Here is a 25,591-nt window from a genome sequence, read left to right on the forward strand (position 1 = left end):
CTGGTCAGCCAACTGTCAAGGGCCGCCCTCCGAGGAGCAGACGATGACAACGCAGCGCACACGGTCGCTCGGCCGTCCCACCCTGGACGCGGTCGCGGCCCGCGCCGGGGTCGGCCGGGGCACGGTGTCCCGTGTCGTCAACCAGTCTCCGCAGGTCAGCCCGGAAGCGCGGGCCGCGGTGCTTCAGGCGATCGAGGAGCTCGGGTACGTGCCGAACCGCGCGGCCCGAGCCCTGGTCACGCAGCGGACCGATTCGGTCGCCCTGGTGATCTCGGAGTCGGGTGAGCGGCTGTTCGGCGAGCCGTTCTTCGCCGGCATCGTCCGGGGCATCCACGCCGGCCTGCTCGACACGCCGATGCAGCTCTGGCTCGCGCTGGCCCAGTCGCCGGCCGAGCGGGAGAAGGTCGAGCACCACCTGACCAACCAGCACGTCGACGGCGTACTGCTGCTGTCCCTGCACGACGCCGACCCGCTCCCGACGCTGCTGGAGCAGCGCGGCCTGCCGACCGTGCTGGGCGGCCGGCCGGCGCGCATGCTCCAGCCCGGGGCGCAGGCGGCCAACTTCGTGGACGTCGACAACGCCGGGGGTGCCCGGCAGGCCGTCGAGTTCCTGATCGGCCGGGGGCGGCGGCGGGTCGCCACCATCGCCGGTACCCAGGACATGGGTGTGGGGATCACCCGGCTCGCCGGGTACAAGCAGGCGGTCCTGGACCATGGCGGCACGGTGAGCGAAGACCTCGTGGCGTACGGGGACTTCAGCGAGGCCAGCGGCACCGCGGCGATGCGCCGGCTGCTGGAGATCACCCCAGACCTCGACGCGGTGTTCGTCGCCTCGGACCTGATGGCGAGCGGGGCGCTGCGGGCACTGCGCGACGCCGGCCGGCGGGTGCCCGAGGACGTGGCGGTGGTCGGTTTCGAAGACGCCGAGATCGCGCGCCAGGCTGACCCGCCGCTGACCACGGTTTACCAGCCGGTCGAGGAGATGGGTCGGCAGATGGCGCACCTTTTGCTGGCGCTGATCCGCCGCGACGAGCTCGAAGAGCCGTACGTGCTGCTCAACACGCACATGGTGGAGCGGGCGTCCGCCTGAAGAGTGGCTTTCGTCCGGGTTAACGGGCGGTTTTGCGCTCGGAGACATGGCGCAGCAACAGGGACGAAATGGTCATCGGGCATCCTGAGGTATGCCAGCGTGGAGGCGCTGGCCCGCCGACGGGAGGCTTGTCATGTTGTTGCGGGTTCGGGTGACCCTGCCGGACCGGCCTGGCGCGTTGGGGCAGGTGGCGCGGACGCTGGGCGTCGCCGGTGCCGACATCGTCCAGGTGGTGGTCCTGGAGCGGCTGGGCGGCCGGGCCGTCGACGACTTCACCGTCGTGTGGCCGGGTGCCTCCCGGGTCGAGCGACTGCGGGTCGGCCTCGCCGCGATCCCCGGCGTCCAGGTCGACGGCGTGTGGCGGGCCATCGGCGCGCCGGTCTCCGGCGGGCACGACGCTGAGTTGCTCGCGCAGGTGGCGGCCAACCCGGTGGACGGCCTCGGCACACTCGTCGACGCGGTCCCCGGCCTGCTGGCCGCGGACTGGGCCGCCGCCGCGGTGGTGCCGGCCGACTGGGCCGCCCGCAGCGGGTCCGCGCCGCGCGCGGTGCCGGGCGACGAGCCGGGGCTTTCCGGGGGAGAGCCCGCGGTGGCGTATGCGAGCTGGCGCTCACCCGAGCCGCTGCTGCTGCCCGAGGTGACCCCGTTGCGCGCGCGGGCGCTGATCGGCACCGACCAGACCCGATACGCGGTGGCGCCCTTCGGCCGCGCCGGCCTGGTGCTGATGGTGGCCCGTGGCGAGGCGGAAGGGTTGCTGGCGGCCGGGTTCCACGTGACCGAGGTCGACCGGATCGCACAGCTCGTGCGGGCCGCGGCGGTCATCCTCGGCGACCGGCTGGACCTGGTGAGTGTCCCGTCCGTCATTTCTCGATCATGAATGATCACGGTTGAGTAACGTCAGAGAAACAGCGACCGGGCACCCTTGACATTCGGGCATTGAAGGGGGTTCGCGATGGGGCTTTGGCGGATCAGGGCGACGGTGGACGACCGGCCGGGATACCTGGCCGTGCTTGCCGCGAGCCTGGCGCTCAAGTCGGTCAACATCCTGGCGGTACAGGTGCACACGACCGAGGTGGGCGCGATCGACGACTTCCTGGTCGACGCGCCCGACGCGCTGAGCGAGGAAGACCTGCTGGCCGCGGTGGAGAAGGGCCGCGGCCGGAACGCCTGGGTGATCCGCACCGAGGCCCGCGAGCTGGCTGATTGGCCGACCCGCACGCTGGCGCTGGCGAGCCGCCTCGTGCGCGATCCCGACTCGCTCGGCGACGCCCTCTCCGCCCTGCTCGGCGCCGACGCGGTGATCTGGCGGCCGGCGCCCGGGCAGGACCGGTACGGAGCCAACCGCGGCGGCATGCGGCTCGTCGACCCGACCGGCGGGACGTATGAGATCAGCCGTCCCGCCCCTCGTTCACCCCGGCTGAGTACGCGCGGGCCCAGGCCCTGGTCGACCTCGCGGCCACCGTCGTGCGCCAGGCCGCCGACCAGGTCACGCTTGTGCTGCCGGACGGCGCCGAGATCCGGGTACGCCCGGCGGTCCGCGACGACCTGGCCGCGGTCACCGCCATGCACGACAGGTGCACGCCGCTGGTCCGCTACCGCCGCTACCTGACCGGCTCCACCGTCCCCTCCGCCGCCCGCCTGGAGCGGCTGCTCGACCCTGGCCACGGCGTGACGCTTGTGGCGCTGGCGGCGGACGACCGCGTGGTGGCGACGGCGACGCTTGTCGCGGAGGGGGAGATCGGCGAGATCGCCCTGCTGGTGGAGGACGCCTGGCAGCGCCGCGGCATCGGTACCGCCCTGCTGCGCCGGCTTGTCGCACACGGCGAGCGCGCGGGGTATGCCGCGCTTGTCGCGCACACCCACGCCGACAACACGGCCATGCTGGCCACGCTCCGCCGCCTGGGCCGCTCCGGTCCGGCCCCGGAGCACGACGACACCGTGATGACCGTGACGGTGCCCCTGATCCCCGCCCCGGTGGGCGGACACCCGAGGACTCCCGCCGCTTCGTCGTGAGCGAGCGAGGGAGGACGACGGCCCGGTCCCGGTGCGGGACCGGGCCGTTTCATGGGGTGCGGCTCTAATCCATTTTCAATACTTGGGCTACCGCGACGTCCGCGGTGGTCCGGACCGCTGCTCCCGCGGCCTCACCCTCCGCGTCCCACAACCCAAGCCGTAACCCAGCCCGCCCGGCCCCTGGCCGGGCGGGCTCTGCTGCGACAGGCTCTCGACCTGGGCTCACGGACGCGCCCGGCAGGCGACCGACGCCGGTCGTTGTGGTTGTCTTGCGGGCGACCGCGGCCTGGCTGGGCGCAGTGCTGCGCCCAGGTCGAGAGCATCCGGTAAGCGACGCCCCGCCCGAAGCCCGCGCAGCGTCGCGGGCCGTGCGCGCCGGTGTGGTTGTGGACCGCGGAGGGTGAGGCCGCGGGAGCAGCGGTCTGGACCACGACGGACGCCGCGGTAGCTCATAAATCCCTATTTAGGTCGTCGGGTAGCTCGTGTAGTCGGGGAAGTTGCCGTAGAGGCGCTCGCCCGGCTCGCCCAGCGTCACCGCCTGGACCAGCAGTTCGCCGCCGACGAAGGCGCCCTTCCAGGACGCGCCCCGCCCGCCGAACGGCTCCTCGCGGTCGCCCCGGGAGCGGGGCTTGTTGATGCCCACCTTGAACGCCTGTAGGTCGACCGCCAGCTTGGCCGCCTCTTCCTCGTCGTCGCAGGCGAGGCTGGCGACCAGCGCGCCGTTGGAGGCGTTCATCTGGGCGAGCAGCTCCTCCTCGGTGTCCACGACCACGATGGTGTCGACGGGTCCGAACGGCTCGGCGTGCATCAGCCGCGAGCGGCCGGGCGGGGCGAGCAGCGCGGTCGGTGCCACGTACGCCGAGGTGTCCTGCCCGGGCAGGAACGTGCCGCGGTCGAGCCGGCCTCGGTAGAGCGGGATCGCGCCGGCGCCGATCGCCTCGCCGACCTTGCGGTGCAGCTCCTCGGCCTTGGCGGCGCTGATCAGCGGGCCGAAGTCGAGCTCGGGGAGCGGGTCCCCGCCGGACTCCACCGCGAGCGGGTGGCCGAAGCGGATCGAGCGGACCACCGGCAGGTACACGTCGAGGAACGAGTCCACCAGCTCACGCTGCACCACGAAGCGCGGGTACGCCGTGCACCGCTGCTTGCCGTACTCGAAGCCCTTCCTGAGGTGCGCCGCGAACGTGTCCCACTGGGAGAAGTTCCAGACGCCCCAGGCGTTGAGGCCCTCCTGCTCGATCATGTGGCGCTTGTCGGTGTCGAGGAGCGCGGCGGCCACCTTGCCGCCGTTGGAGCGCCCGCCCACGAACGCGACCGCGCCGATCTCGGGGGCCCGTACGAGCACCTCGGAGAGCTCCTCGCCGCCGCCGGACAGCAGTGTCGCGGGCAGGCCGGCACGGTGCATGAGCGCGTGCGCGACGGTGAGGCAGACCGCACCGCCCTGGGACGGGGTCTTGGCGATGACCGCGTTGCCGGCGAGCAGCTGTACGAGCTCGGCGTGGACCAGCACGCTCATCGGGTAGTTCCAACTGGCGATGTTGCTGACCGGGCCGGGCAGCGGGTCGCGGCCGGCGATCTGGCGGTCGATCTCCGACAGGTACCAGCGCACGCCGTCCAGCGCGCGGTCGACGTCGGCACACGCCAGCCGCCACGGCTTGCCGATCTCCCAGACCAGCAGCAGCGCGAGCGTGTCGCGGTGGGCGGTGAGCTCCTCGACGGCGGCGGTGACCCGCGCCTTGCGCTCCGACAGTGTCGTCGCGGCCCAGGACCGGTGTGCGGCGGCGGCCGCCGCGACCGCTGCCCGTGCCTCGTCGGCGTCCACACGGGACAGTCGGGCGAGGACGGTGTTGTCGACCGGTGTACGGACCGCGCTGGGCGTGCCGATCGATTGCCACCCACCCTCGGTGAGATTACGTAGGGTTACGTCACCACCGGTAGTGCGATCGAACGCCTCGGGTGCCGCGGCAACCGCGCGGGCGAGTGTGTCCGCCCATGCGGTGCCAGGGCTCAGGTGGAAAGCCATCGCTGCCTCCTCGGTCCGGCTTCCAGTTGACCGAGGGTGTTCCGCGACGCTCAGTGTTCGCAACCGTACGCTCGTATGCCAAGACGCTCTGACCTGGCGTTTCTCTGTGAACTTAGCGTTCGTTAAGGCGTGTGACCAGGGCGGATGGAAATTCCTAAGTAGAAGATCGTCGATCCTGTGATGTTGCCCGCGATCGATCCCTTCACAAGGGCGAAACAATGTGGGAATATTGTTGGCTATATATGGGAGCGCTCCCATCTCCCAGGTCAACCCACCCGTTCGCGGCTCTCCCGGAACGAGGCGAGGGGCGGATGCGCCCACATCCACCCCTCGATGTCCTCACTACGCGTAGTCGCGCGCGGCTCCACAGCAGACTCCGACCGTCGCGTCGCTCATCGCGAGGTGAGGGCCGGAGCCTGGAAACACGGACAGGAGCGATTCTAGTGTCTGGAAGAATCATGTGGTATCGGCGCGCGGTCGCCGTGGCCGCGGCAGTCCTGGTCGCGGTGGCCGCCGCGATCTGGGCGGCGCCACGGTCGGAGGCGGCCGGCGCCTACAACTACGCCGAAGCCCTCCAGAAGTCCCTCTTCTTCTACGAGGCCCAGGTCTCCGGCCCCAAGCCGGCGTGGAACAGGGTCTCCTGGCGCGGCGACTCCGCGCTGAGTGATGGCTCAGGAGCCGGGCTCGACCTCACGGGCGGCTGGTTCGACGCCGGCGACCACGTGAAGTTCGGCTTCCCGATGGCGTTCACCACCACGATGCTCGCCTGGGGTGCGGTCGAGTACCGGGAGGCGTACGCCGCCTCGGGCCAGCTCACCCACCTGCTCAACAACCTCCGCGTGCCCAACGACTACTTCATCAAGGCGCACCCGTCGGCGAACGTCCTCTATGGACAGGTTGGCAAGGGCGACGACGACCACAAGTGGTGGGGCCCGGCCGAGGTACTGCCGATGGCGCGCCCCGCGTACAAGATCGATGCCAGCTGTGGTGGCGCGGACCTGGCCGGCGAGACGGCGGCCGCGATGGCCGCGTCCTCGATGGTCTTCCGCCCCACGGACGCCGCCTACGCGAACACGCTGCTGACCCACGCGCGGCAGCTCTACACGTTCGCCGAGACGGTCAAGAGGATGTACCACGAGTGCATCACCGACGTGACCAGCTTCTACAGATCCTGGAGTGGGTACGCCGACGAGCTTGTGTGGGGCGCGATCTGGCTGTACCGGGCCACCGGCGACGCCGCCTACCTCGCCAAGGCCGAGGCGGGTTATGACGCTCAGGGCAACGAGAACCAGACCAACACGAAGATGTACAAGTGGACCATTTCGTGGGACAACAAGCAGTACGGCAACTACGTGCTGCTGGCCAACCTCACCGGCAAGCAGAAGTACGTCGACGACGCCAACCGCTGGCTGGACTGGTTTACCGTCGGCGTCAACGGGGAGAAGGTGCGCACCTCGCCCGGCGGCATGGCGGTGGTCGACACCTGGGGCGCCCTGCGGTACGCGGCGAACACCGCCTTCGTCGCCCTGCTCTACAGCGACAAGACCACCGACGCGACGCGTAAGACGCGCTACCACGACTTCGCGGTCAAGCAGATCGACTACGCGCTCGGCGCCAACCCGCGCAACTCGAGCTACGTCATCGGGTTTGGCAACAACTACCCGAAGAACCCGCACCACCGTACCGCGCACGGCTCGTGGTGGGACAGCATGACCACGCCCACCGGCACCCGCCACGTCCTTTATGGAGCGCTGGTCGGCGGCCCTTCGTCGCCGGACGACGCGTACCGGGACGAGCGCAACGACTACGTGATGAACGAGGTGGCCACCGACTACAACGCGGGCTTCACCTCCGCGGTGGCCCGGCTCTACCAGGAGTACGGCGGTACGCCGCTGGCCGGCTTCCCGCAGGCGGAGACGCCGGACATCGACCAGTTCACGGTCGAGACCACGGTGATGCAGAACGAGCCGCGGGCGACCGGCATCAAGGCCATCGTCTACAACAAGTCGGCGTACCCGGCGCGGGCGCTCACCCGCTCGGTGTTCCGCTACTACTTCACCCGTGAGGGCAGCGTCGCGCCGGTCGTGACCAGCGGCTACACGCAGGGCTGCCCGTCGCCCACCACCGCCCGGCAGTACAGCGGCGACATCTGGTACGTCGAGGTGGACTGCACCGGCTACACGATCGCGCCGGCCGGACAGTCGCAGCACCGGATGGAGGTGCAGTTCAAAATCGGGGTGCCCGAGGGCGGCATCTGGAACCCGGCGAACGACCCGTCGTACCAGGCGGCCGCCGGCCCCAACCGGGCCGTGCCGCTGTACGAGAACGGCGTGAAGCTCTGGGGCGACGTGCCCGGCAACGTCACGCCCGGCCCGACGACGCCGGCACCCACCACGCCCGCGCCGACCACGCCGGCTCCGACGACCCCGGCGCCCACGACACCCGCACCGACCACCCCCGCGCCCACCACGCCCGCGCCGACGACGCCGGGACCGGCCGGGCCGTGCTCGGTCTCGTACAGCACAAACGACTGGTCGAACGGCTTCACAGGAAGCCTGACCATACGCAACACAGGTACGGCCGCGTGGTCCTCGTGGACGGTGGCCTTCAGCTTCCCCGGCGGGCAGCGCATCACCCAAGGCTGGGGTGCGCGCTGGACGCAGAGCGGCGCCGCGGCCACCGGCGTCAACGAGTCCTGGAACGGCGCGGTACCAGCCGGCGGGCAGGTGTCGGTCGGCTTCAACGCCTCGCACACCGGCACGAACCCGCGCCCGGCCGCGTTCACGGTAAACGGCGCCACCTGCACAGTGGCGCCATAGGACCAAGTGATAGGGCGCTCATGCGAGCGCCCTATCCGTCTCTCACCTGCATTTTGCGGACGCTGTACGTACGTTTTTGACGTAGAGTCTGGTTAGCGTGCAGCGCAAGCGCAAGGAAGCGGGCGAGAGATGCTGCTACGGTTCGAGGTTTCCAATCACCGGTCGATCATGGATCCGGTCGAACTCTCCATGATCGCTGTAGACGAGGATCGACCGGCAGCGCGATCGTTCGAGCGTCTCGACGAGCGTGTCCTCACGGTCGCCGGCGTCTACGGACCCAACGCGTCCGGCAAGTCCAACCTGCTGGATGCGCTGGCCTGGTTGTCATACGCCGTCCGCGACTCGCTGCGGTCATGGGTCGGCGGCGTTCCCCGGACGCCGTTCAAGTTCGCTGCCGGCCCCGAAGTGCCCTCGATCTTCGAGGTAGACGTGATGGCCGAGGGAGTCCGCTACGAGTACCGAGTCGAGCTCGACGGCGAGCGGGTGATCTCCGAAAAGCTCTCCAGCTATCCAGAGCGGCGTCGCCGGTTGCTTTTCGAGCGGAGGGAATTGGAGATCAATTTTCGCCGTGGCCTGGGTGGCCTGGCCGGAACGCGGGAGCTGCTGACGCCCAACACGCTCGCGCTGTCGGCGGCGATGAGGTCTCCCGGGCCCGAGGTGGGGGCCTTCGGACGTGCACTGGGTGGCATCGGTACGCACGGATTGCGACCCAGCGCGGTCGGCCGGGTGATGCTTCGGCCGACCGAGGTGCACACCACGCGACATCTGTTTCTGGAAGGCTTGGACGCTCCGCAGCGGGCGCTGTCCACTGAGTCGGAGCCCGGGTGGAGCGGGCCTGAATTGGCGCTCGCGTTGCTGCGCCTCGCGGATCTCGGCATCGAGGATGTGCGCGTGGTCGACTTCACCGGGCCCGACGGCCAGACCGACCACAGCTTGAGGTTCGCCCATCGGGCGGCTGGTCAGGAGTTGCTCTTCGACCTCGCCGAGGAGTCGGAGGGCACGCGCACCTGGTTCGCTCTGATCGGACCGGTGCTCTCGGCGCTACGCCGAGGCCAGGCGGTGCTCTTCGACGAGATCGACGCCAGCCTGCACCCCAAGCTGTCGGCGCGCCTACTGGAGCTCTTTCAGGACCCAGAGACCAACCCTCGTGGTGCGCAACTGATCTTCACGACGCACGACACAAGTCTTCTCAACCACCTCAATCGGGACGAGGTTTGGCTCACTGAGAAGGATGACCGCGGCGCCACCACACTCACCGCATTGGCCGAGTACGGCGGGGATCGAGTACGTCGCTCGTTGAACCTGGAGAGGGCGTATCTGCAGGGACGCTTCGGCGCGGTGCCGGAGTTCGACCAGGGAATGCTCAGAAGCGCTCTCGGCTTGCCGACGGGTGGAGACTAATGCCCCGCGATAGACGCAGGGCGAGCACCTCGCTGAAGCGCAAGGTGGCGGTTCGGGGCCCACGCAAGACCGTCGTCGTGTTCTGCGAGGGGCGGCGAAGCGAGCCCGAGTACCTCGAAGCCTTGAAACGCGAACCTGATGTCAAGGACGCGGCTGCGGTCGACCTGAGGATCGAACGCAGGGCCACAGGCTCCGTGCCCTTGACGCTGGTGCGCCTGGCTATCGATGCCCGTGAGCGCTCGGAGCGCGAAGAGGGCGAGATCGACGAGTTCTGGTGCGTGTTCGATGTCGAATGGCCGGAAAACCACCCGAATCTCCGGGAGGCCATGGACCTGGCGGCTCGCCACGGCATCCGGCTGGCGGTCTCCAATCCGTGCTTCGAGCTTTGGCTCGTCCTGCATTTTCGGGACTGCCGGGCCTGGCTCGACAACGACGCGGCCCGCCGGCTGCGCCGCGCGTGTGACGGTCAGGTGGATAAGGGCGTCGCCGGCGGCAGCTACATGATGGGCCGGCACCTGGCCGTGGAGCGGGCGGCCGTGCTCGACCGGATGCACATGCGAAACGCCGTCATGTTTCCCCATGACAACCCGTCGTCGGGGATGCACCGTCTCGTGACCGCGGTGTCCCCGCAGGCGTTGTAGGTGCCGTCATGCGTGCGAATTCCCACATCGTGGGGGAGTATTACGATTCGCCGGACCTGTGTTGGGCGGCCACGACGTCTTTTTGTTTGGATCGCGACGCCGGGTCGCCTGTTGGCAACTCGGCGTTGCATGTACGGTATTCCGCGTCATCGTCCATACGGGGTTGGCGGGGCGGAGGTGGGGAGTGCCGGTCACAGGCCAACGGGTCGTGCGACGTACGTTGGGGCGGCGATTGACGCGATTACGGACCGCGTCCGGGATGAGCCGGCGAGAGGTGGCGGAGGCGCGGCTGGGTATCTCGGAGCCGACGCTGCACCGCATCGAGACAGGTAAGGTGCCGGTTACCGCGGCGAACGTGCGTGCGCTTTGCTGGCTGTACGGTGCGGACCAGAGCATCACAGACGCGCTCGCCGAGCTGGCGCTCGGCACGTCGCAGCAGGAGTGGTGGGACGCCAGTCCGGTGATCCCGGAGTGGTTCAAGCTCTACGTCGGTCTGGAGGCATCGGCGACCCGCATGTTCGGGTACGACGGCGAGGTCATCCCCGGCGAGTTGCAGACCGCGGAGTACGCACGGGCCGTTTTCGGCGCCGAGCAGCCGGTCGACTCGGAGGCCGCCGAGCGACACATCAAGCTCCGCATGCAGCGGCAGAAGACATTGTTCGCCCGTAAGCCGCCGCTGCGTCTCGTGACAGTGCTGGGCGAGGGCGCGCTGACCCGGCCGGTCGGCGGTGAGCAGGTGCTGAAGGCACAGATTGAGCACCTTCAGCGGCTGTCTCAGGAGGAGCCCATCGACATCCGTGTGCTGCCGTTCTCGGTGGGTGCGCACGCGGCGATGGCCGGTGCCTTCCGGATCCTTGAGTTCGACGACCCGGACGACCCCGACGTGGTCTATCTGGAGTCGCATGTCGGCGCGCTCTACCTGGAGGAGCAGGCCGAGGTCGACGAGTATCGGCGGATCTTCGACCTGATTAGCAAGGATTCCGTACCGGTAGGGGAGTACCGGTGACGACCTGGGGAAGGGCGTGACAAGCGTGGGCAACAGCGGGCAGGGCGGACATCAGAAGCCGGCCACGGCGGCTCGGATGTACGACTACTACCTGGGCGGGATCCACAACTTCCCGGCGGACCAGGAGGCGGCGAGGGCGGTGATCGAGCGGTCGCCGCTGATCCGCACGATCGTCCGGGACAACCGGTTGTTCCTGGCCCGGGCCGTCCGCTACCTGACCTCCGTCGGCGTGCGGCAGTTCCTCGACCTCGGCTCGGGCATTCCCACCGAGGGCAATGTCCACGAGATCGCGCAGGCGGAGATTCCGGATGCGCGGGTCGTGTACGTCGACATCGACCCCGAGGCGGTGTCGGAGAGCCTGGAGCTGCTGGAGAGCAACCAGTTCGCCACGGCGATCCGGGCGGACGTGCGCGAGCCGCAGGCCATCCTCGACAACCCGCAGCTGCGCAAGCTGCTCGACTTCGACCAGCCGATCGCGGTACTGCTGGTCGCCGTCCTGCATTTTGTCGAGGACAACGACGAGGCGCGTGACATCGTGACCACGCTCCGCTCCGCGCTCGTGCCGGGCAGCCACCTCGTGGTCGCGCACGCGACGGTCGACGAGCTCGTCTTCGACCAGAGCTTGCTCAAGAAGACCCAGGACGTGTACCGGCGGCAGACCGCGACACCGCTGACGCCGCGTAAGAAGAGCGACGTCGCTCGGTTCTTCGACGGGTTCGAGCTGGTCGATCCCGGAGTGACCTGGCTCAACCGGTGGCGGCCGGACCCGGACACGGTCGACGTGTTCAAGGACAACCCGGAGCACTCGAGCTTCTACGTGGGCATGGGCCGGCTGTCCTGAGCTCAGCGTCCACTTAGCACGATCGCCGGCCCCGACGGGGCCGGCGATTCGTTTTCTGGGGTCCGCTGTGGTCAGTCGACCAGGAGCTGGTCGAACTCGCCGCGCTTGGCACCGAACAGGAACGAGTCCCACTCCTCGGTGGTGAACACCACGGTGCCGGCGTCGCGCGCCTTGCTGTTGCGGACCTCGATGAGGCCCTCGTTGCGGCGTGCCTCGACGCAACTGCCGCCGTTGCCGGTCGACCTGCTGGACATGATCCAGCTGGTTTCGTTACTCATCAGTACTCCCTCGCGCTGGAGTGCTTGCTGTGGGTAACCGGCGTGACCCCCGTGCCGGTGGCCGGTGTGCCACCCGATGCCCGTGTGACTTGCAGAACCGCGCTTGGGGCTCACGGATCATTCTTTCACCACGAAAGTGACACGTACCTAGAGTAGCCGAAACCGCCTCGGATGCACGATGTCGTCGTGACAGTTATCCAGGTGAAATCTTGCACGTGCGTCGGCAAACTGTCATGATTCCCTTGCGGTACCTGGCAACCCCTCATCGCCACGTACCGCTTCTACGGCTTCTCGCTGGCCGCACTCTTGAGAGGATGGTCGATGCGTATCCTCGATTCCGCCGCCGCCGCTACGGGCGGCGTGCCGCCGGCCGGCGGGCAGCTGCGGACCGAGGCTGACGCCGCCCGTCTCCAAGCGCGCATCGACCAGCTTGAGGCGCACGTCCACCAGCTCGAGCAGGAGCGCAAGACGCTCCGCTGGATGGCCGGCCACGACGCACTCACCGGACTCGCCAACCGCCGCCTCTTCCACTCGCTCGCCCCGACGCTGCTGCGCGGCGACGAGCGTTCGACGGCCGTCCTGATCCTGGACCTCAACGGGTTCAAGCCGATCAACGACACCTACGGGCACGACGCCGGCGACGAGGTCCTCTGCGTGATCGCGCGGCGCATGGCCGCCTGCCTCGGCGACCACCTGGTGGCCCGGTTCGGCGGTGACGAGTTCGCCGCGCTGCCGTGTGCGCCGCGCGCGGACGCCTCGGAGGCGTGGTGGCACGAGGTGGCCGCCTCGCTGAGCGCGGCGATAGCACCCCCGATGGACGTGGCGGGCCGCAAGCTGTCGGTGACCGCCTCGATCGGCGTCGTCCCGGCCGAGGACCCCGCTGACCTTCCCGACCTGCTGCGCCGCGCGGACCAGGCGATGTTCCGGGCCAAGCGGCACGCGCGCACCACCGGCAAGGTCGGCATCACCTGGGTCGTGGCCACCGAGGGCGGCGGCCGCGCGGTGACGTACGAGCCGGCTGTCTCCACCGCCGCCCCGCTGAGTCTTATCGCGTCGGCGCCCGCTGTGCCGTACCGGGCGGGTGATCCGGTCTGGGTGCACCGTGACGGCATCCGCCGCGCGGGCGTGGTCGAGGGCGCCTCCGACTGGGCCGCCCTGGTCCGCTACCGCTGCTCCGACGGCGCCGGCACGATGGTCGACACGATGACCGCGGACTGCCTCGCCATCCGCTCGGAGGCCGATCCACACCTGGACCGGGAGACGTCCGAGTCGTGACCGCGACCGCCACCACCGCCCCGGCTGGGCGGTAGTGACGGCATGGGTTCGAGACCCGCCTCAGTACCCCGAGCGCACCGTGCCGTGCTCGACGCATGCCGCCGACCAGCCGGCCGGCAGCACCTGTACCTTCATCCGGCGGCGGCAAGCCGGGCAGTAGCGCGGCGGCTCCAGCTCCCGCGCGGCGGCGCAGGCGGCGTGGTCACCCTCAGCCGCCCGCTCGCCGCAGCGATCGCACCAGAGCGCGGCTTCGCCCTCCACGGTCCGCGTCGTCCCGGCGTCGCTCTCCACGGTCTTCGCCGTCACAGCGTCGCCGACAGGGCCTTGACCGGCATCTTCAGGTCGTCGAGCAGCTCCAGGTCCGCGCTGGCCGGACGACCGAGCGTGGTCAGGTAGTTGCCGACGATCACGGCGTTGATGCCGCCCAGCAGGCCGTCGCGGGTGCCCAGGTCGCCGAGCGTGATCTCGCGCCCGCCCGCGTACCGCAAAATCGTCCGTGGCATGGCGAGCCGGAACGCGGCGATGGCCCGCAGCGCGTCCTTGCCCTCGACCACCGGGCGGTCGCCGAGCGGCGTGCCGGGGCGGGGGTTGAGGAAGTTCAGCGGTACCTCGTGCGGGTCGAGCTCGGCCAGCTGCGCGGCGAACTCCGCCCGCTGCTCCACCGTCTCGCCCAGCCCCAGGATGCCGCCGCAGCACACCTCCATGCCCGAGTCGCGCACCATGCGCAGGGTGTCCCAGCGCTCCTCCCAGGAGTGGGTGGTGACCACGTTCGGGAAGTACGTGCGGCTTGTCTCCAGGTTGTGGTTGTACCGGTGCACGCCCATCTCGACGAGCTCGTCGACCTGCTCCTGGCTGAGCATGCCCAGCGACGCGGCGACCTGGATGTCCACCTCGGCCTTGATGGCCGCGACACCCTCGCGCATCTGCTTCATGAGCCGCTCGTCCGGGCCGCGCACGGCGGCCACGATGCAGAACTCCGTCGCGCCTGTCGCCGCGGTCTGCTTGGCCGCCTCCACCAGCGACGGGATGTCGAGCCACACCGAGCGGACCGGGGAGGTGAAGAGGCCGGACTGGGAGCAGAAGTGGCAGTCTTCGGGACAGCCGCCGGTCTTCAGCGAGACGATGCCCTCGACCTCGACCTCCGGCCCGCACCAGCGCATCCGCACCTCGTGGGCGAGCTGCAACGCGTCGGGTACGTGCTCGTCGGGCAGCCGCAGGACGGCCAACACGCCGGCTTCGTCGAGGCCGGTGCCGCGTTCGAGCACCTGGGCACGAGCGATGTCGAGGATCTCTGGCATGGTCGTACCTTACAAGGAGGATCGCGAGGTGAATCGTGAGTGATTGGCTGGAGCGGCTCGAGCGCAAGGCGGAGCTGCGCGCCAAGGCGGGGCTCACCCGGCAGCTGAGGCACCGGTCCCCGGACGACGACGTGGTCGACCTGGCCGGCAACGACTACCTCGGGCTGGCCACCCACCCGGACGTGATCGCCGCGGCCCGGTCGGCGCTCGACGCGTACGGGCTGGGCGCCACCGGCTCCCGCCTCGTCCGCGGCTCCACCAGCGCTCATGGCGCGCTGGAGGATCGGCTCGCCGGGTGGCTGGGCACCGAGGCCGTGCTCGTGTACTCCTCCGGGTACCTGGCCAACCTCGGCGCGGTGCGGGCGCTGACCCGGCCGCGTACCCTCCTCGTCTCGGACGCCCACAACCACGCCTCGCTGATCGACGGATGCCGGATCTCGGGCGCGGAGGTGGCGGTCACGCCGCACGCGGACGTCGCGGCGGTCGAGGCAGCCCTGGCCGCCGCGCCCGGGCGGCCGGCGGTGGTGGTGACCGAGTCGATCTTCTCGGTCGACGGTGACCTCGCGCCCCTCGCCGACCTGCACGCGGCCGCGCGCCGCCATGGTGCGTTACTGCTGGTCGACGACGCGCACGCGCTCGGCGTGATCGGACCGGCCGGCGCCGGCGGCGCCGCGGCCGCGGGCCTGGCCGGCGAGCCCGACGTGGTGGTCACCGCCACGCTCTCCAAGTCGCTCGGCGCGGCCGGTGGCTTGGTCGCCGGCCCGGCGGCGCTGGTCCGGCACCTGGTGGACACCGGGCGGACGTTCATCTTCGACACCGCGCCACCCCCGGCCGTCGCCGCCGGCGCGCTCGCCGCGCTGGAGGTGGCCCGCGGCTCCGACGGCCGCCGCGCGGAGCTCGCCGACCGCGCGGCCACGGTGGTACGCCGCCTGCGCGCCGCCGGCCTCGAGGTCTCCACGCCAGCCGGGGGAGTGGTGTCGGTCACCGCGCCCGGTCCGGAGACCGCCGTGGCGTGGGCCGCGGACTGCCGCGACCGCGGTGTGGCCGTAGGCTGCTTCCGTCCACCTTCCACTCCGGACAGTCGGGCCCGGCTGCGGTTGACGGTCAACGTCGGCGTGCCGCGGGCCGACTTCGACCGGGCCCTCGACGTGATCGTGGAGTGCGCACCGTGAGCGAGCGGAGCGAGCCATGAGCAGCAATGGTTGGCGCGGGGCGGTCCTCGTGACCGGTACCGACACCGACGTCGGCAAGACCGTGGTGACCGCGGCCATCACGGCCGCCGCCCAGGCCGCCGGGCTGCGGGTCGCGGTGCTCAAGCCCGGCCAGACGGGTACCTCGACGGGCGCACCCTCCGATGTGGACGTGGTGAACCGGCTGGCCAGCCCGGCGACGGCCCGCACGCTGGCGTCGTACCCGGACCCGCTGGCCCCGCTCGCCGCCGCGCGGGTGGCCGAGCTGCCGCCGCTGGAGCTGTACTCGGTGGTCGACGAGGTGCGCGCGGAGGCGGAAAAGCACGACCTGGTGCTTGTCGAGGGCGCCGGTGGGCTGCTGGTGCCGATGGGCCTGCGCCCGTCCGGCGAGCCGTGGACGGTCGCCGACCTGGCGGTCTCCCTCGACGCGCGGGCCGTGGTGGTCAACCGCGCCGGCCTCGGCACCCTCAACCACACCGCGCTCACGCTGGAGGCGCTCGACCGCCGCGGCGTGTCCGCCGGCGTGGTGCTGGGCGCGTGGCCCGCCGAGCCGGAGCTGGTGCACTGGGAAAACCTGGCCGAGCTCCAGCCCAACCTGGTAGGCGCCCTCCCCGACGGCGCCGGCGCCATGGACCCGGGCGTCTTCCAACGCTCCGCCCCAGGATGGCTAACGCCAGTGCTACACGGCGTGCTCGACGACTGGCGCGTCTGGGCGGAAGACGCGAGCTGACCCTTCTCTTGCTGTTGATCAGGGAGTTTGTGGGCGTGTCGCGCGGCGTGGCGCCCCACCAACTCCCTGATCAACCAGCACGGATCACGAAGGCGTCCGGCATGCGGAAGGAGAGGTTGTCGGGGCACCACGGGGGCGGACTACCTCGGTGTCTCGTAGCAGGGGGTGGTTTCGGCCACCACTACCGCGGCTTCCATGCGGGAGAGCTGGGCGCCTACGCACCGGTGAGCTCCTGCGCCGAAGGCGAGATGCCGCCGCGAACCCCGCTGACCCGGGCGGAACTCGTCCGGATCCGGCACGATCGACCCGTCGCGCCCGGCCTGCGCCAGCCACAGCACGATGCTCGTACCGCGCGCGACCGGTGTGTCGCCGAGCACCGTGTCTCGCGCGGCCACCCGCCGCCACGTCACGATCGGCGGCACCAGGCGCAGCCCCTCCTCGACCACGTCGTCCACGGCGACGCTGCCGTCCCGTAGCCCGTCGAGCACCGCCGGCTCACCGGCCAGCCGGTGCAGCAGCAGCGTGAGGAACTGCGAGGTGGTCTCCTGCCCGGCGACGAGGAGGAAGAAGAGCGCGCCCACCACGACGTCGAGGCTGTCCGCGCCCGCCCGGAGGTCGGCGGTAAGCCCCGGCCCGTCCTTCGCGAACTCCCGCAGTACGGCGTGGAAGCGTCCCACGATCTCGGCCAGGGCGAGCTGGCGGTCGAGCGCCACCGGTGCCCAGAAGAGCTCCAGTGCCGCCCGGGTGAACTCCTTGACCACCGCGGCCTCGGCGTCGGGGAGCGCGACGAGCCGGGCGAGTACCAGCAGCGGCAGGTCGGCGGCGAGTTCCGCGTACAGGTCGACGGACAGCCCGCGCTCGAGATCGCCGGCCAGCCGCCCGACCCGCTCCCGTACCACGCCGGTCAGCCACGCCCGCTGCTCCTCCACCCGCCGCGGGTGCAGCGCCTCGGCGACCGTCGCCCGGATCGCGGGGTGGCTCGGATGCCCGTTGTTGGCCAGCGTGGGCGGCAGCCGGAAGCCGTGGCTCGTGAGGATCCGCAGGGCGGCCACGGGGATCGGGGTGAGCGCGTCGAGCGCGTTGTCCGGCCGGAAGGTCTCCTGGTCGGCCAGCACCTGCCGGACCAGGGCGTGCCGCGTCACGACGAGGTGCTCGACCCCGACGTGGTCAGCGACGGTCGCGACGTCGGGCCACTCCCGCGTCGTCTCCCAGGTCCGGAACAGCACGCCGGCCACGCTACCCCGCACCGCACGGGGAAGATCCCACTGGTGTCGACCTCACCTGGGGCGGCACGTCGAATTGCGGACACGTCGCGTTGTGTCGGCGCCTATATACTCGCCGCAAGCGATTTCGTACCGGCTGTTCGTACGGGCAACCCAGAGTCGTGTCTGCCTCCTTCCACATCGGACCTCCGGGGCGAGTCTCGACGATGCGACGCTGCCGGGAGGGCGGGTTTGCTCTACTTTTTCCTCAGCTATGCCCGGGGTGACGACGATCTCTCCGTCCAGAAGTTTTTCCATGACCTGTCCGCCGAGGTCCGTGCGCACGCCGGCTTGGCGTCGGGTGAGGAAGTCGGCTTTTTCGATGTGCACAGCCTGGAGGTCGGCGCGAGCTGGTCGCCGCGGCTGGTCGACGCGCTGTCCCAATGCCAGTCGTTCATCGCGCTGGTGTCGCCGCGCTATCTGCTGAGCGAGCCGTGCGGTCGAGAGTGGGCCGTCTTCTCAGATCGAATCCGGCGCTACGAGAGGGAGGTCGGCGTCACGCCCTCGGCGCTGCTCCCGCTCCTCTGGCTGCCCCACCCCAGCTGCCCAGCGCCGTCGCCTCACTCCAGTACCACAACGACACCCTGCCCGAGGCGTATGCGCGCACCGGGCTGCGCCAGCTGATGCGGCTCCAGCGCAACCAGGACAGCTACTACGACCTCATCGTCGAGCTGGCCCGGCAGATCGTGCAGACGGCCGACGCGCACCAGGTGCCGCACGCGGCGATGGACGTCGACTTCGAGGGCATCCCGAGCGCGTTCCACTCGGCGGAAACCAGCCCCGTGAAGGTGCCGAGCCAGCCGGGCCAGTCGCGACACGTGCAGTTCGTCGTGGCGGCGCCGGCACGGGGCGAGCTCACCTACGACGACCTCGCCACGGTCGAGCGCGACATCCGGTACTACGGCGCCACGTCGGTGGAATGGGCGCCGTACCGGCCGACGCTGGCCGTCCCGATCGCCGACTTCGCCCGCACCGTGGCCGAGCGGCGCAGCTTCCGCTCCGATGTGGCCGACACGGCCGGGCTGGCCCAGAAGATCGGCGAGGCCCGCCGGAGCAACCAGATCATCGTCCTGCTGGTCGACGTGTGGTCCACGATGCTCCGTGAGTACCGCCAGGCGCTCGCCGAGTGCAACCAGCTCGACGAAAACGTGGAGGAGCCGGTCACCGCGATCATGGTGCCGCTCAACCACGACGACCAGCAGGCACAGGTCCACCGGCGGCAGCTGACCGACTCCCTCAGGGCGATCTTCTTCCGCCGCACCGTGCACGGCGACGACGTGATGTTCCGGTCCAGCATCCTCACGCACCAGGCGTTCGACGCGGACCTCCAGGTCGTGCTCGAGGCCGCGCGCAACCGGGTCTTCTCCAGCGGCACCGTCCACAACCGACCCACCGGCCAGACCGTCAACCGCCCCATCCTGCAAGGCCCCTGACGCCCCCCGCCGTCCCCCTCGTCCCCACCCTCGGGAGCCCCCGCCATGAATGGCCGCATCCTTACGTTCTATTCGTACAAGGGCGGCACCGGCCGCACGATGGCACTGGCGAATGTCGCCTGGATCCTCGCGGCCAACGGTAAGCGCGTGCTCGCCGTCGACTGGGACCTCGAGTCGCCCGGGCTGCACCGCTACTTCCACCCGTTCCTCAGTGACAAGAAGCTGCGCAGCTCGCGCGGGGTCATCGACCTCATCCGCGACTTCGCGTCCGCGGCGGTCGACCCACACGCCTCGTTCGAAAGCGACGACTGGTACCGCCGGTACGCGGACGTGGAGCGCGAGGCTGTCTCACTGTCCTGGCACTTCCCCGACGACGGGGTGATCGACCTGCTGCCGGCCGGCCAGCAGGACCCGTCGTACTCCAGCGCGGTCAGCACCTTCGACTGGCCGGCCTTCTACGAGCGGCTCAACGGCGGCATCTTCCTCCAGGCCCTCCGGGAGAACATGCGCCAGCACTACGACTACGTGCTGATCGACAGCCGTACCGGGCTCAGCGACACCGCGGGCATCTGCACGGTCCACCTCCCCGACGTCGTCGTGGACTGCTTCACCCTCAGCGAGCAGAGCATCGACGGCGCCGCATCGGTCGCCGACTCGGTCGCCAACCAGCGCCGCGACGAGCCGATCCTGATCCGGCCCGTGCCGATGCGGGTGGAGGACGCCGAGCAGTTCAAGCTCGAGGCCGGGCGCGACTACGCGCGGCTGCGCTTCGGGCCGTACCTGGGGCTCGACGCCGAGGCGGCCGACAAGTACTGGGGTGACGTCGAGATCCCGTACAAGCCGTTCTTCGCGTACGAGGAGATCCTCGCGGTGTTCGGCGAGCGGTCCCGCCAGGAGTACTCGCTGCTCGCCTCGTTCGAGCGGCTGACCAATGCGATCACCTTGGGCGACGTCTCCGAGTTCCCGGCGCTCGACGAGCGGAAGCGCCGCCAGGTCCTGGCGCAGTACGAGCGCACGAAGCCGCCCGCGGTCACCGACGTGCTGATCAGCTACGCGTCGATCGACCGTACGTGGGCCGAGTGGGTGGGCAGCGAGCTCGGCCGGGCGGGGCTGCGCTCGGTGCTCCAGCAGGTCGACTTCTCGGTCGACTCCGGCGAGCCGGCCGGCGATCGTGAGCAGGCGAGGGCGGTCAACCGCGTCCTCGTGCTGCTCTCCCAGGACTACACGAAGGCGCCGAATTCCGCCGAGTTCTGGCGCCTGGTCGCCGCCCGCGACCCCGCTGGCGCCGGCCGGTTCCTGCTCTCCGCGCGGACGGACGGTACCCGCGTGCCGGCTCCGTACGGCGACCGGCAGCCCGCCATCGACTTCGCCAACCTGTCCGAGGAGCGGGCCCGGGAAGCGCTGCTGGCGGCCTTCGGCCTACAGGCACCCCAGACGCCACCGGACCCGGCCGCGCCGCGTTACCCGGCCGACCAGCCGCCGATCTGGAACGTCCCGCAGCGGAACGTCACGTTCACCGGCCGTACCGCGCTGCTGGAGGGCCTGCGGGACCGGCTGGCCGCCAGCGTGACCGTCGTCGTGCCGCAGGCGCTCTACGGCCTCGGCGGCGTCGGCAAGACCCAGGTGGCGATCGAGTACGCGCACCGCTTCGCCGCCGACTACGACCTGATCTGGTGGATTTCGGCCGAGCAGCCGGGCCTGGTCCGTGCCGCGCTCGCCGACCTGGCCGGCAAGCTCGGCCTGCCCGAGGTGGAGAGCGTCGCCGAGCGGGCCGACGCCGTACTGGACGCGCTGCGCCGCGGCGAGCCCACCCGGCGCTGGCTCCTCGTGTACGACAACGCGGACGACCCCAAGGCGATCCTCTCCTACCTGCCGCAGGGCACCGGCCACATCCTGCTCACCTCCCGCAACGTGGACTGGAGCCGCCAGGCAAGCGCGGTGGAGGTGGGCGCGTTCCGTCGCGAAGAGAGTATGGCCCTGCTCCGCAGCCGGGTCGGTGAGCTATCCGACCGCGAGGCCGACCAGCTCGCCGAGAAGCTCGGTGACCTGCCGCTCGCCATCGAGCAGGCGGGGGCCTGGCTGGCGACCACCGCGATGCCGGTACACAGCTATCTGAAGCTGCTGGACACCCGCCTGACCCAGGTGCTGGCCGAAAACCCGCCACCCGGGTACCCACAGACCGCCGCGGCGACCTGGCTGCTGTCGCTGGAGCGGCTGCGCGAGCAGATGCCCGCCGCGGCGAAGCTGCTGGAGCTCTGCGCGTTCTTCGGCCCCGAGCCGATCCCGATGCGCCTGATCAACAGCGAGCGCTTCGTCGAGGTGCTGCTGCCGTTCGACCCTTCGTTGAACGAGCCGCTGCTCCAGGGGCGGCTGGTGCAGGAGATCGGCCGGTACGCGCTGGCGAGCGTGGACACCGGGCACACGGCGCTCCAGCTGCACCGGCTGGTGCAGGCGGTGATCCGTGGCCAACTGTCCGAAGAGGAGCGGGTGGCCAACCGCCATCACGTCCACGAGATCCTCGCCGCGAACAACCCGAAGATCCCCGACCGCCCGGATTACTGGCCGGAGTACGCCCAGCTGCGGCTGCACCTGCGGGCCTCGGGCGCGGTGGAGTCGACCACGGCGACCGTCCGGCAGCTCATCATCGACATGGCCAACTACCTGGTGCGGATCAGCGACTACCAGGGCAGCGAGGAGCTGGCCCGGGAAGCCATCGACTCCTGGCGTGCCGCGCGCGAGGGGGACGAGGACCAGACCACGCTCTGGATGCGGGTGTACCTCGGAAACGCGCTCCGCTCGCAGGCCCGGTACGGAGAGGCGCACACCCAGCACGACGAGGCGTTCCGGCATTTGGTGGAGCAGCTCGGGACGGACCACCCGTACTCGATCGGCGCCATGAGCAGCCTCGGGGCCGACCTGCGCGGGCTCGGCCGGTACGCCGAGGCGCGCAAGCTCGACGAGCAGGGCGTCGACCGGTCGACCCGAGTGCTGGGCGCTGATGCCCAGCGCACCGTCAACGCGGTCAACAACCTGGCCCTCTCGCTGCTCTACGTCGGCGACTTCACCGGCGCGGTCCGGCTGAGCGAGGAGGCGTTCATCCGGCGTCGGGCCACTGTCGGGCCGAAGCACCCGTCGACGCTCCAGAACGCACACAACTACGCCCGCTGCCTGCGCGACGTCGGCCGCTACCAGGAGGCGCGTGACCTGCTCGTGGAGACCGTGCGCGACCTGAAGGAGGTGCGGGTGCGCAGCGAGGACGACCCGCACACGCTGCGGACCGCGAAGACCCTGGCGGTCACGCTGCGCAAGCTCGGCGAGGTGGTGAACGCCCACGGGCTGACCCAGGACACGCTGGCGCGGCTCGACCGGGTCCTGGGCCGCTCCCACACGCACACCCTCGCCTGCGTGAGCAACCTCGCCTGCGACCAGTCCGCCCTCGGCGACGACCGCGGCGCCCGGCGCACCGCGGAGGAGGCGCTCACCCGCTACCGCCAGAAGTTCGGCGTCGACCACCTCTTCTCGCTCGCCTGCGAAAACAACCTGGCGATCTTCCTGCGGCGGCTCGGCGAGGCGGAAGAGGCCGGCGAGCTCGCCGAACGGGTGGCGGAGCGGATGGAGACAGCGATGGGTCGCAACCACCCGTACTCGCTGGCCGTCCTGGTCAACCGGGCGAACGCCCTGTACGACCTCGGCCAGTACCCGGAAGCGCTCGCCATCGACGAGGACATCTACCCCCGCCTGACCAGCCCGGAAGGGCTCGGCCCGGACCACCCGGACACGATCGCCGCGGCCAACAACCTCGCGATCAGCCGCCGCATCAATGGCGACCGAGCCAGCGCGCAGGAGCTGATCCAGGAGCAGTTGGCGCGGGCGATGCGGGTGCTCGGCGCCGACCACCCCAATACCGCGGCGATCCGCAACGGTGTCCGGCTCAACTGCGACATCGACCCGCCGGAGGTCTGATCGATATTTGCCCCGGTCCGCGCCAGTCGCTGACCGTATGCTCCCGCGGGCACCGCGCAGGTCGGCGGCTCGCTGGCGCTCGCCGAGATCCCCGACCTAATAAGAGCAACCGGGTAGGGCGGCAGTCATACTCGGCTCCGGTAGCCGCCGGCGGGTGAGCACTTCCCTGACCAGGACGTTGAGTCCTCAGCGCAGATCGTGCCCCCGTTGGTGGTCGGGAGACAGGACCGCTGATGGGATGTCGTGCCTCGCTGACTGTGGCGTGAGCACTCGTTTATTAGGTCGCTGGTAGTTCTCCGCAGGCTCGCCGGAGCAGATCTGTCCGCTATGGATTGGAGTCGAGTTTGCTGTTCGTCGGAGATGACTGGGCGGAGGATCACCACGACGTCGAGTTGCAAGACGAGACGGGCCGGGTGTTGGGCCGGGCGAAGCTGCCTGAGGGTGTGGCGGGTATCGGGCGGCTGCACGCGATGATCGGCGAGCACCTGGGTGAGGACGACGAGGCGACGGTGGTGGTCGGTATCGAGACCGACCGCGGCCCGTGGGTGCAGGCGCTGATCGCGGCCGGCTACCAGGTTTATGCGATCAATCCGCTGCAGGTGGCCCGGTACCGTGAGCGTCGTGGTGTGTCGGGTGCCAAGAGCGACACCGGTGACGCACATGCCTTGGCCGACATGGTGCGCACCGACCGCCACCAGCTGCGCCCGGTCGCCGGGGACAGCGCCCAGGCCGAGGCGGTCAAGGTCCTGTCCCGTGTGCATAAGACGCTGATTTGGGACCGTACCCGGCAGATGCTGCGGCTGCGTCACGCGCTGCGTGAGTTCTTCCCGGCCGCGCTGGTCGCCTTCGACGATCTCACCGCCCCGGAGGCCCTTGAGCTGCTGGGCGCCGCGCCGGAACCGACCGCAGCCGCCGCGCTGAGCACCGAACGGATCAACGAAGCGCTCAAGCGCGCACGCCGCCACGGCAGGGCAGCCAAGGCCGAGGCCATCGCGGCCGCGTTGCGGGCCGAGCATCTGGGCCAGCCCCCAGTAGTGGCTACCGCCTTCGCCGCGACCGTGCGCGCGCACGTGGCGATCCTGGGCACCCTCAACGCCGAGATCAAGACCATGGGTAAGGAGATCGAGGCCCATTTTTCCGAGCACCCGGACGCTGAGGTCTACCTTAGCCAGCCCGGCCTTGGCGTCGTGCTCGGCGCCCGGGTGCTCGCCGAGTTCGGCGACGACAAACAGCGTTACGCCGACGCAAGAGCACGCAAGAACTACGCCGGGACCAGTCCGATCACCCGCCAGTCCGGCAAGAAGAAGGTTGTGCTGGCCCGCTACGTCCACAACGACAGGCTGGTCGACGCCCTCGGCCAGCAGGCCTTCACCGCACTGAACAACTCACCAGGCGCCCGCACCTACTACGACCAACTCCGGGCCAAAGGCGTCGGCCACCGCGCCGCGCTCCGCCAGCTCGGCAACCGTCTCGTCGGCATCCTCCACGGATGCCTCAAAACAGGCAAGCCATACAGCGAAGACATCGCCTGGGCACACCACAGAAAAGATCTTGACACTGCCGCTTGACAACAAATCCACATGGGATGTCTGCGCTGCCACGTCCGCGGTCCAAGCCCAACCCCAACCCCGACCCGGGATCGCCGTCGGACGCGGGGCAAGGAGGTGGGTGCGCCGGCGCTTCCCGAGAGTGGCCGCGCCGGCGATCAGCGGCGACCTTGCCGCCAGGTGGGCCCTCTGCGCCTGGTGATGCTGATCCCGCAGCGACCGCGCAGACCCGCTCCCTTGATCGGCGCGGTGGGGTTGGTGTAAGCGAGAGATCGTGGTACCCAACCGCCCCTCCAGAGCCTGTCGCAGAATCGCCAGATTCGCTTGAAATGAGGGTCTCGTTGACCCTCGCCGGCCGCCGTTCGGCGGCCAGCGGCGGACACAGCCGTGTTTTTCTCGACACACGCTGTAGTCGGGCAATTTTGCGACAGGCTCTCCAAGGGCAACTAGGTACCACGATCTGCCAGACGGCGGTCCGTCGTAGCGTCGATCAAAGTAAACCGAGCGCCCTTGGGCGCGTGTCTGCCTCGGATGGACCCCCGCCCAATCGCCGAGCCAGGTCAAAGGTTGGGCCGGAGTGCGGACCGGCCGCGAAGGTCGTGGTCGGTCGACGACCTGGGGTGAGCTTGCCCAACGGCGGCGGGTGAGGCTGCGCGAGCGACGGTCTGGACCCAATGCCATTCAGCATAAGTCGATCATGAAGTCAGCCCCATCCTGGGCCGTCCTGGCGCGCCCAAGAACCCGGCCGTACCTGGCACTCCACGGCTGGCATCGCCGGCGGTGA

The 25,591-nt window shown here is 70.1% G+C and carries 20 protein-coding genes and 1 pseudogene; 16 read left to right on the forward strand and 5 right to left on the reverse strand.

The genetic code is table 11. From position 1 onward, the window contains the following. Window positions 1-43: 43 nt before the first annotated feature. The 4 genes from Pflav_RS42195 to Pflav_RS48265 all read left to right on the forward strand — a co-directional run bounded on the left by Pflav_RS42195 (window position 44) and on the right by Pflav_RS48265 (window position 3,103). Complete coding sequence (locus Pflav_RS42195; protein ID WP_173042053.1) at window positions 44-1,090, forward strand: LacI family DNA-binding transcriptional regulator; 1,047 nt, start codon at window positions 44-46, stop codon at window positions 1,088-1,090. A 133-nt stretch (window positions 1,091-1,223) separates the two neighbouring features. Continuing rightward, on the forward strand, window positions 1,224-1,967 hold the full coding sequence (locus tag Pflav_RS42200) for an ACT domain-containing protein (protein ID WP_173042054.1): 744 nt from the start codon (window positions 1,224-1,226) through the stop codon (window positions 1,965-1,967). A gap of 75 nt (window positions 1,968-2,042) precedes the next feature. Further along, window positions 2,043-2,699 carry a hypothetical protein gene (locus tag Pflav_RS48260; protein ID WP_332107845.1) on the forward strand — a complete coding sequence of 219 codons (657 nt, stop codon included), beginning with the start codon at window positions 2,043-2,045 and terminating at the stop codon, window positions 2,697-2,699. Next, window positions 2,654-3,103: a GNAT family N-acetyltransferase gene (locus tag Pflav_RS48265; protein ID WP_332107846.1), complete on the forward strand. Its 450-nt coding sequence runs from the start codon at window positions 2,654-2,656 to the stop codon at window positions 3,101-3,103. The genes Pflav_RS48260 and Pflav_RS48265 overlap by 46 nt, the downstream gene beginning before the upstream one ends. 463 nt (window positions 3,104-3,566) lie before the next feature. On the opposite strand, the gene Pflav_RS42210 is transcribed toward Pflav_RS48265, so the two are convergent. After that, window positions 3,567-5,123: an aldehyde dehydrogenase family protein gene (locus tag Pflav_RS42210; protein ID WP_173042055.1), complete on the reverse strand. Its 1,557-nt coding sequence runs from the start codon at window positions 5,121-5,123 to the stop codon at window positions 3,567-3,569. Window positions 5,124-5,581: 458 nt separating this feature from the next. Here Pflav_RS42210 and Pflav_RS42215 point away from each other — a divergent pair, with 458 nt between their 5' ends. From Pflav_RS42215 to Pflav_RS42235, 5 genes are all read left to right on the forward strand, one after another. Then, a complete protein-coding gene (locus tag Pflav_RS42215; RefSeq protein ID WP_173042056.1) occupies window positions 5,582-7,942 on the forward strand; it encodes a glycoside hydrolase family 9 protein in 2,361 nt (786 codons plus the stop codon). Window positions 7,943-8,071: 129 nt separating this feature from the next. Then, the gene (locus tag Pflav_RS42220) at window positions 8,072-9,343 is read left to right on the forward strand and encodes an AAA family ATPase (RefSeq protein WP_173042057.1); all 1,272 of its coding nucleotides are present in this window, start codon (window positions 8,072-8,074) and stop codon (window positions 9,341-9,343) included. A 44-nt stretch (window positions 9,344-9,387) separates the two neighbouring features. Continuing rightward, the gene (locus tag Pflav_RS42225; RefSeq protein WP_197938880.1) at window positions 9,388-9,984 is read left to right on the forward strand and encodes an RloB family protein; all 597 of its coding nucleotides are present in this window, start codon (window positions 9,388-9,390) and stop codon (window positions 9,982-9,984) included. A 208-nt stretch (window positions 9,985-10,192) separates the two neighbouring features. After that, entirely contained in the window at window positions 10,193-10,990 is a 798-nt protein-coding gene (locus Pflav_RS42230) for a helix-turn-helix domain-containing protein (protein WP_269474591.1), read from the forward strand. A gap of 16 nt (window positions 10,991-11,006) precedes the next feature. Next, window positions 11,007-11,831, forward strand: coding sequence for an SAM-dependent methyltransferase (locus Pflav_RS42235; RefSeq protein ID WP_269474592.1), 825 nt, complete (start codon window positions 11,007-11,009; stop codon window positions 11,829-11,831). 71 nt (window positions 11,832-11,902) lie between these two features. On the opposite strand, the gene Pflav_RS42240 is transcribed toward Pflav_RS42235, so the two are convergent. Further along, window positions 11,903-12,109, reverse strand: coding sequence for a DUF397 domain-containing protein (locus Pflav_RS42240; RefSeq protein ID WP_173042060.1), 207 nt, complete (start codon window positions 12,107-12,109; stop codon window positions 11,903-11,905). 321 nt (window positions 12,110-12,430) lie between these two features. On the opposite strand from Pflav_RS42240, the gene Pflav_RS42245 reads away from it, so the two are divergent. Beyond that, window positions 12,431-13,384, forward strand: a complete 954-nt coding sequence (locus Pflav_RS42245) for a GGDEF domain-containing protein (protein WP_173042061.1) — start codon at window positions 12,431-12,433, stop codon at window positions 13,382-13,384. 60 nt (window positions 13,385-13,444) lie between these two features. Here Pflav_RS42245 and bsaP read toward each other — a convergent pair whose 3' ends face one another. Continuing rightward, a complete protein-coding gene (bsaP, locus tag Pflav_RS42250) occupies window positions 13,445-13,675 on the reverse strand; it encodes a biotin synthase auxiliary protein BsaP (RefSeq protein WP_173042952.1) in 231 nt (76 codons plus the stop codon). Between the two features lie 11 nt (window positions 13,676-13,686). After that, the gene (gene bioB, locus Pflav_RS42255) at window positions 13,687-14,682 is read right to left on the reverse strand and encodes a biotin synthase BioB (RefSeq protein WP_173042062.1); all 996 of its coding nucleotides are present in this window, start codon (window positions 14,680-14,682) and stop codon (window positions 13,687-13,689) included. Window positions 14,683-14,717: 35 nt separating this feature from the next. Here bioB and Pflav_RS42260 point away from each other — a divergent pair, with 35 nt between their 5' ends. After that, window positions 14,718-15,854 carry an 8-amino-7-oxononanoate synthase gene (locus Pflav_RS42260; protein ID WP_173042063.1) on the forward strand — a complete coding sequence of 379 codons (1,137 nt, stop codon included), beginning with the start codon at window positions 14,718-14,720 and terminating at the stop codon, window positions 15,852-15,854. Between the two features lie 16 nt (window positions 15,855-15,870). Beyond that, entirely contained in the window at window positions 15,871-16,602 is a 732-nt protein-coding gene (bioD, locus tag Pflav_RS42265) for a dethiobiotin synthase (RefSeq protein WP_173042064.1), read from the forward strand. Between the two features lie 70 nt (window positions 16,603-16,672). On the opposite strand, the pseudogene Pflav_RS42270 reads toward bioD, so the two are convergent. Beyond that, window positions 16,673-17,837 (reverse strand): annotated as a pseudogene (locus Pflav_RS42270) (cytochrome P450). 219 nt (window positions 17,838-18,056) lie between these two features. Between Pflav_RS42270 and Pflav_RS42275 the strand changes: the two are divergent. The 4 genes from Pflav_RS42275 (at window position 18,057) to Pflav_RS42290 (ending at window position 24,828) form a co-directional block, all read left to right on the forward strand. Continuing rightward, window positions 18,057-18,488, forward strand: a complete 432-nt coding sequence (locus Pflav_RS42275; protein WP_173042065.1) for a toll/interleukin-1 receptor domain-containing protein — start codon at window positions 18,057-18,059, stop codon at window positions 18,486-18,488. Continuing rightward, window positions 18,488-19,297 (forward strand): FxsC protein, encoded by an 810-nt coding sequence (fsxC, locus tag Pflav_RS42280; RefSeq protein WP_173042066.1) that lies wholly within the window; start codon window positions 18,488-18,490, stop codon window positions 19,295-19,297. Before Pflav_RS42275 ends, fsxC begins: the two co-directional genes overlap by 1 nt. A gap of 45 nt (window positions 19,298-19,342) precedes the next feature. Beyond that, window positions 19,343-23,260 (forward strand): FxSxx-COOH system tetratricopeptide repeat protein, encoded by a 3,918-nt coding sequence (gene fxsT, locus Pflav_RS42285; RefSeq protein ID WP_173042067.1) that lies wholly within the window; start codon window positions 19,343-19,345, stop codon window positions 23,258-23,260. Between the two features lie 344 nt (window positions 23,261-23,604). Further along, window positions 23,605-24,828, forward strand: coding sequence for an IS110 family RNA-guided transposase (locus Pflav_RS42290; protein WP_173032861.1), 1,224 nt, complete (start codon window positions 23,605-23,607; stop codon window positions 24,826-24,828). Window positions 24,829-25,591: the final 763 nt, after the last annotated feature.

Origin of the sequence: Phytohabitans flavus (assembly GCF_011764545.1) — a bacterium.
GTDB classification, from domain to species: domain Bacteria; phylum Actinomycetota; class Actinomycetes; order Mycobacteriales; family Micromonosporaceae; genus Phytohabitans; species Phytohabitans flavus.

Coding starts and splice junctions, on each gene's coding strand:
- Pflav_RS42195 (WP_173042053.1), top strand. CDS start 44: ATGACAACGCAGCGCACACGGTCGCTCGGCCGTCCCACCCTGGACGCG.
- Pflav_RS42200 (WP_173042054.1), top strand. CDS start 1,224: ATGTTGTTGCGGGTTCGGGTGACCCTGCCGGACCGGCCTGGCGCGTTG.
- Pflav_RS48260 (WP_332107845.1), top strand. CDS start 2,043: ATGGGGCTTTGGCGGATCAGGGCGACGGTGGACGACCGGCCGGGATAC.
- Pflav_RS48265 (WP_332107846.1), top strand. CDS start 2,654: ATGCACGACAGGTGCACGCCGCTGGTCCGCTACCGCCGCTACCTGACC.
- Pflav_RS42210 (WP_173042055.1), bottom strand. CDS start 5,123: ATGGCTTTCCACCTGAGCCCTGGCACCGCATGGGCGGACACACTCGCC.
- Pflav_RS42215 (WP_173042056.1), top strand. CDS start 5,582: ATGTGGTATCGGCGCGCGGTCGCCGTGGCCGCGGCAGTCCTGGTCGCG.
- Pflav_RS42220 (WP_173042057.1), top strand. CDS start 8,072: ATGCTGCTACGGTTCGAGGTTTCCAATCACCGGTCGATCATGGATCCG.
- Pflav_RS42240 (WP_173042060.1), bottom strand. CDS start 12,109: ATGAGTAACGAAACCAGCTGGATCATGTCCAGCAGGTCGACCGGCAAC.
- Pflav_RS42245 (WP_173042061.1), top strand. CDS start 12,431: ATGCGTATCCTCGATTCCGCCGCCGCCGCTACGGGCGGCGTGCCGCCG.
- bioB (WP_173042062.1), bottom strand. CDS start 14,682: ATGCCAGAGATCCTCGACATCGCTCGTGCCCAGGTGCTCGAACGCGGC.
- bioD (WP_173042064.1), top strand. CDS start 15,871: ATGAGCAGCAATGGTTGGCGCGGGGCGGTCCTCGTGACCGGTACCGAC.
- fsxC (WP_173042066.1), top strand. CDS start 18,488: ATGCGGCTCCAGCGCAACCAGGACAGCTACTACGACCTCATCGTCGAG.
- fxsT (WP_173042067.1), top strand. CDS start 19,343: ATGAATGGCCGCATCCTTACGTTCTATTCGTACAAGGGCGGCACCGGC.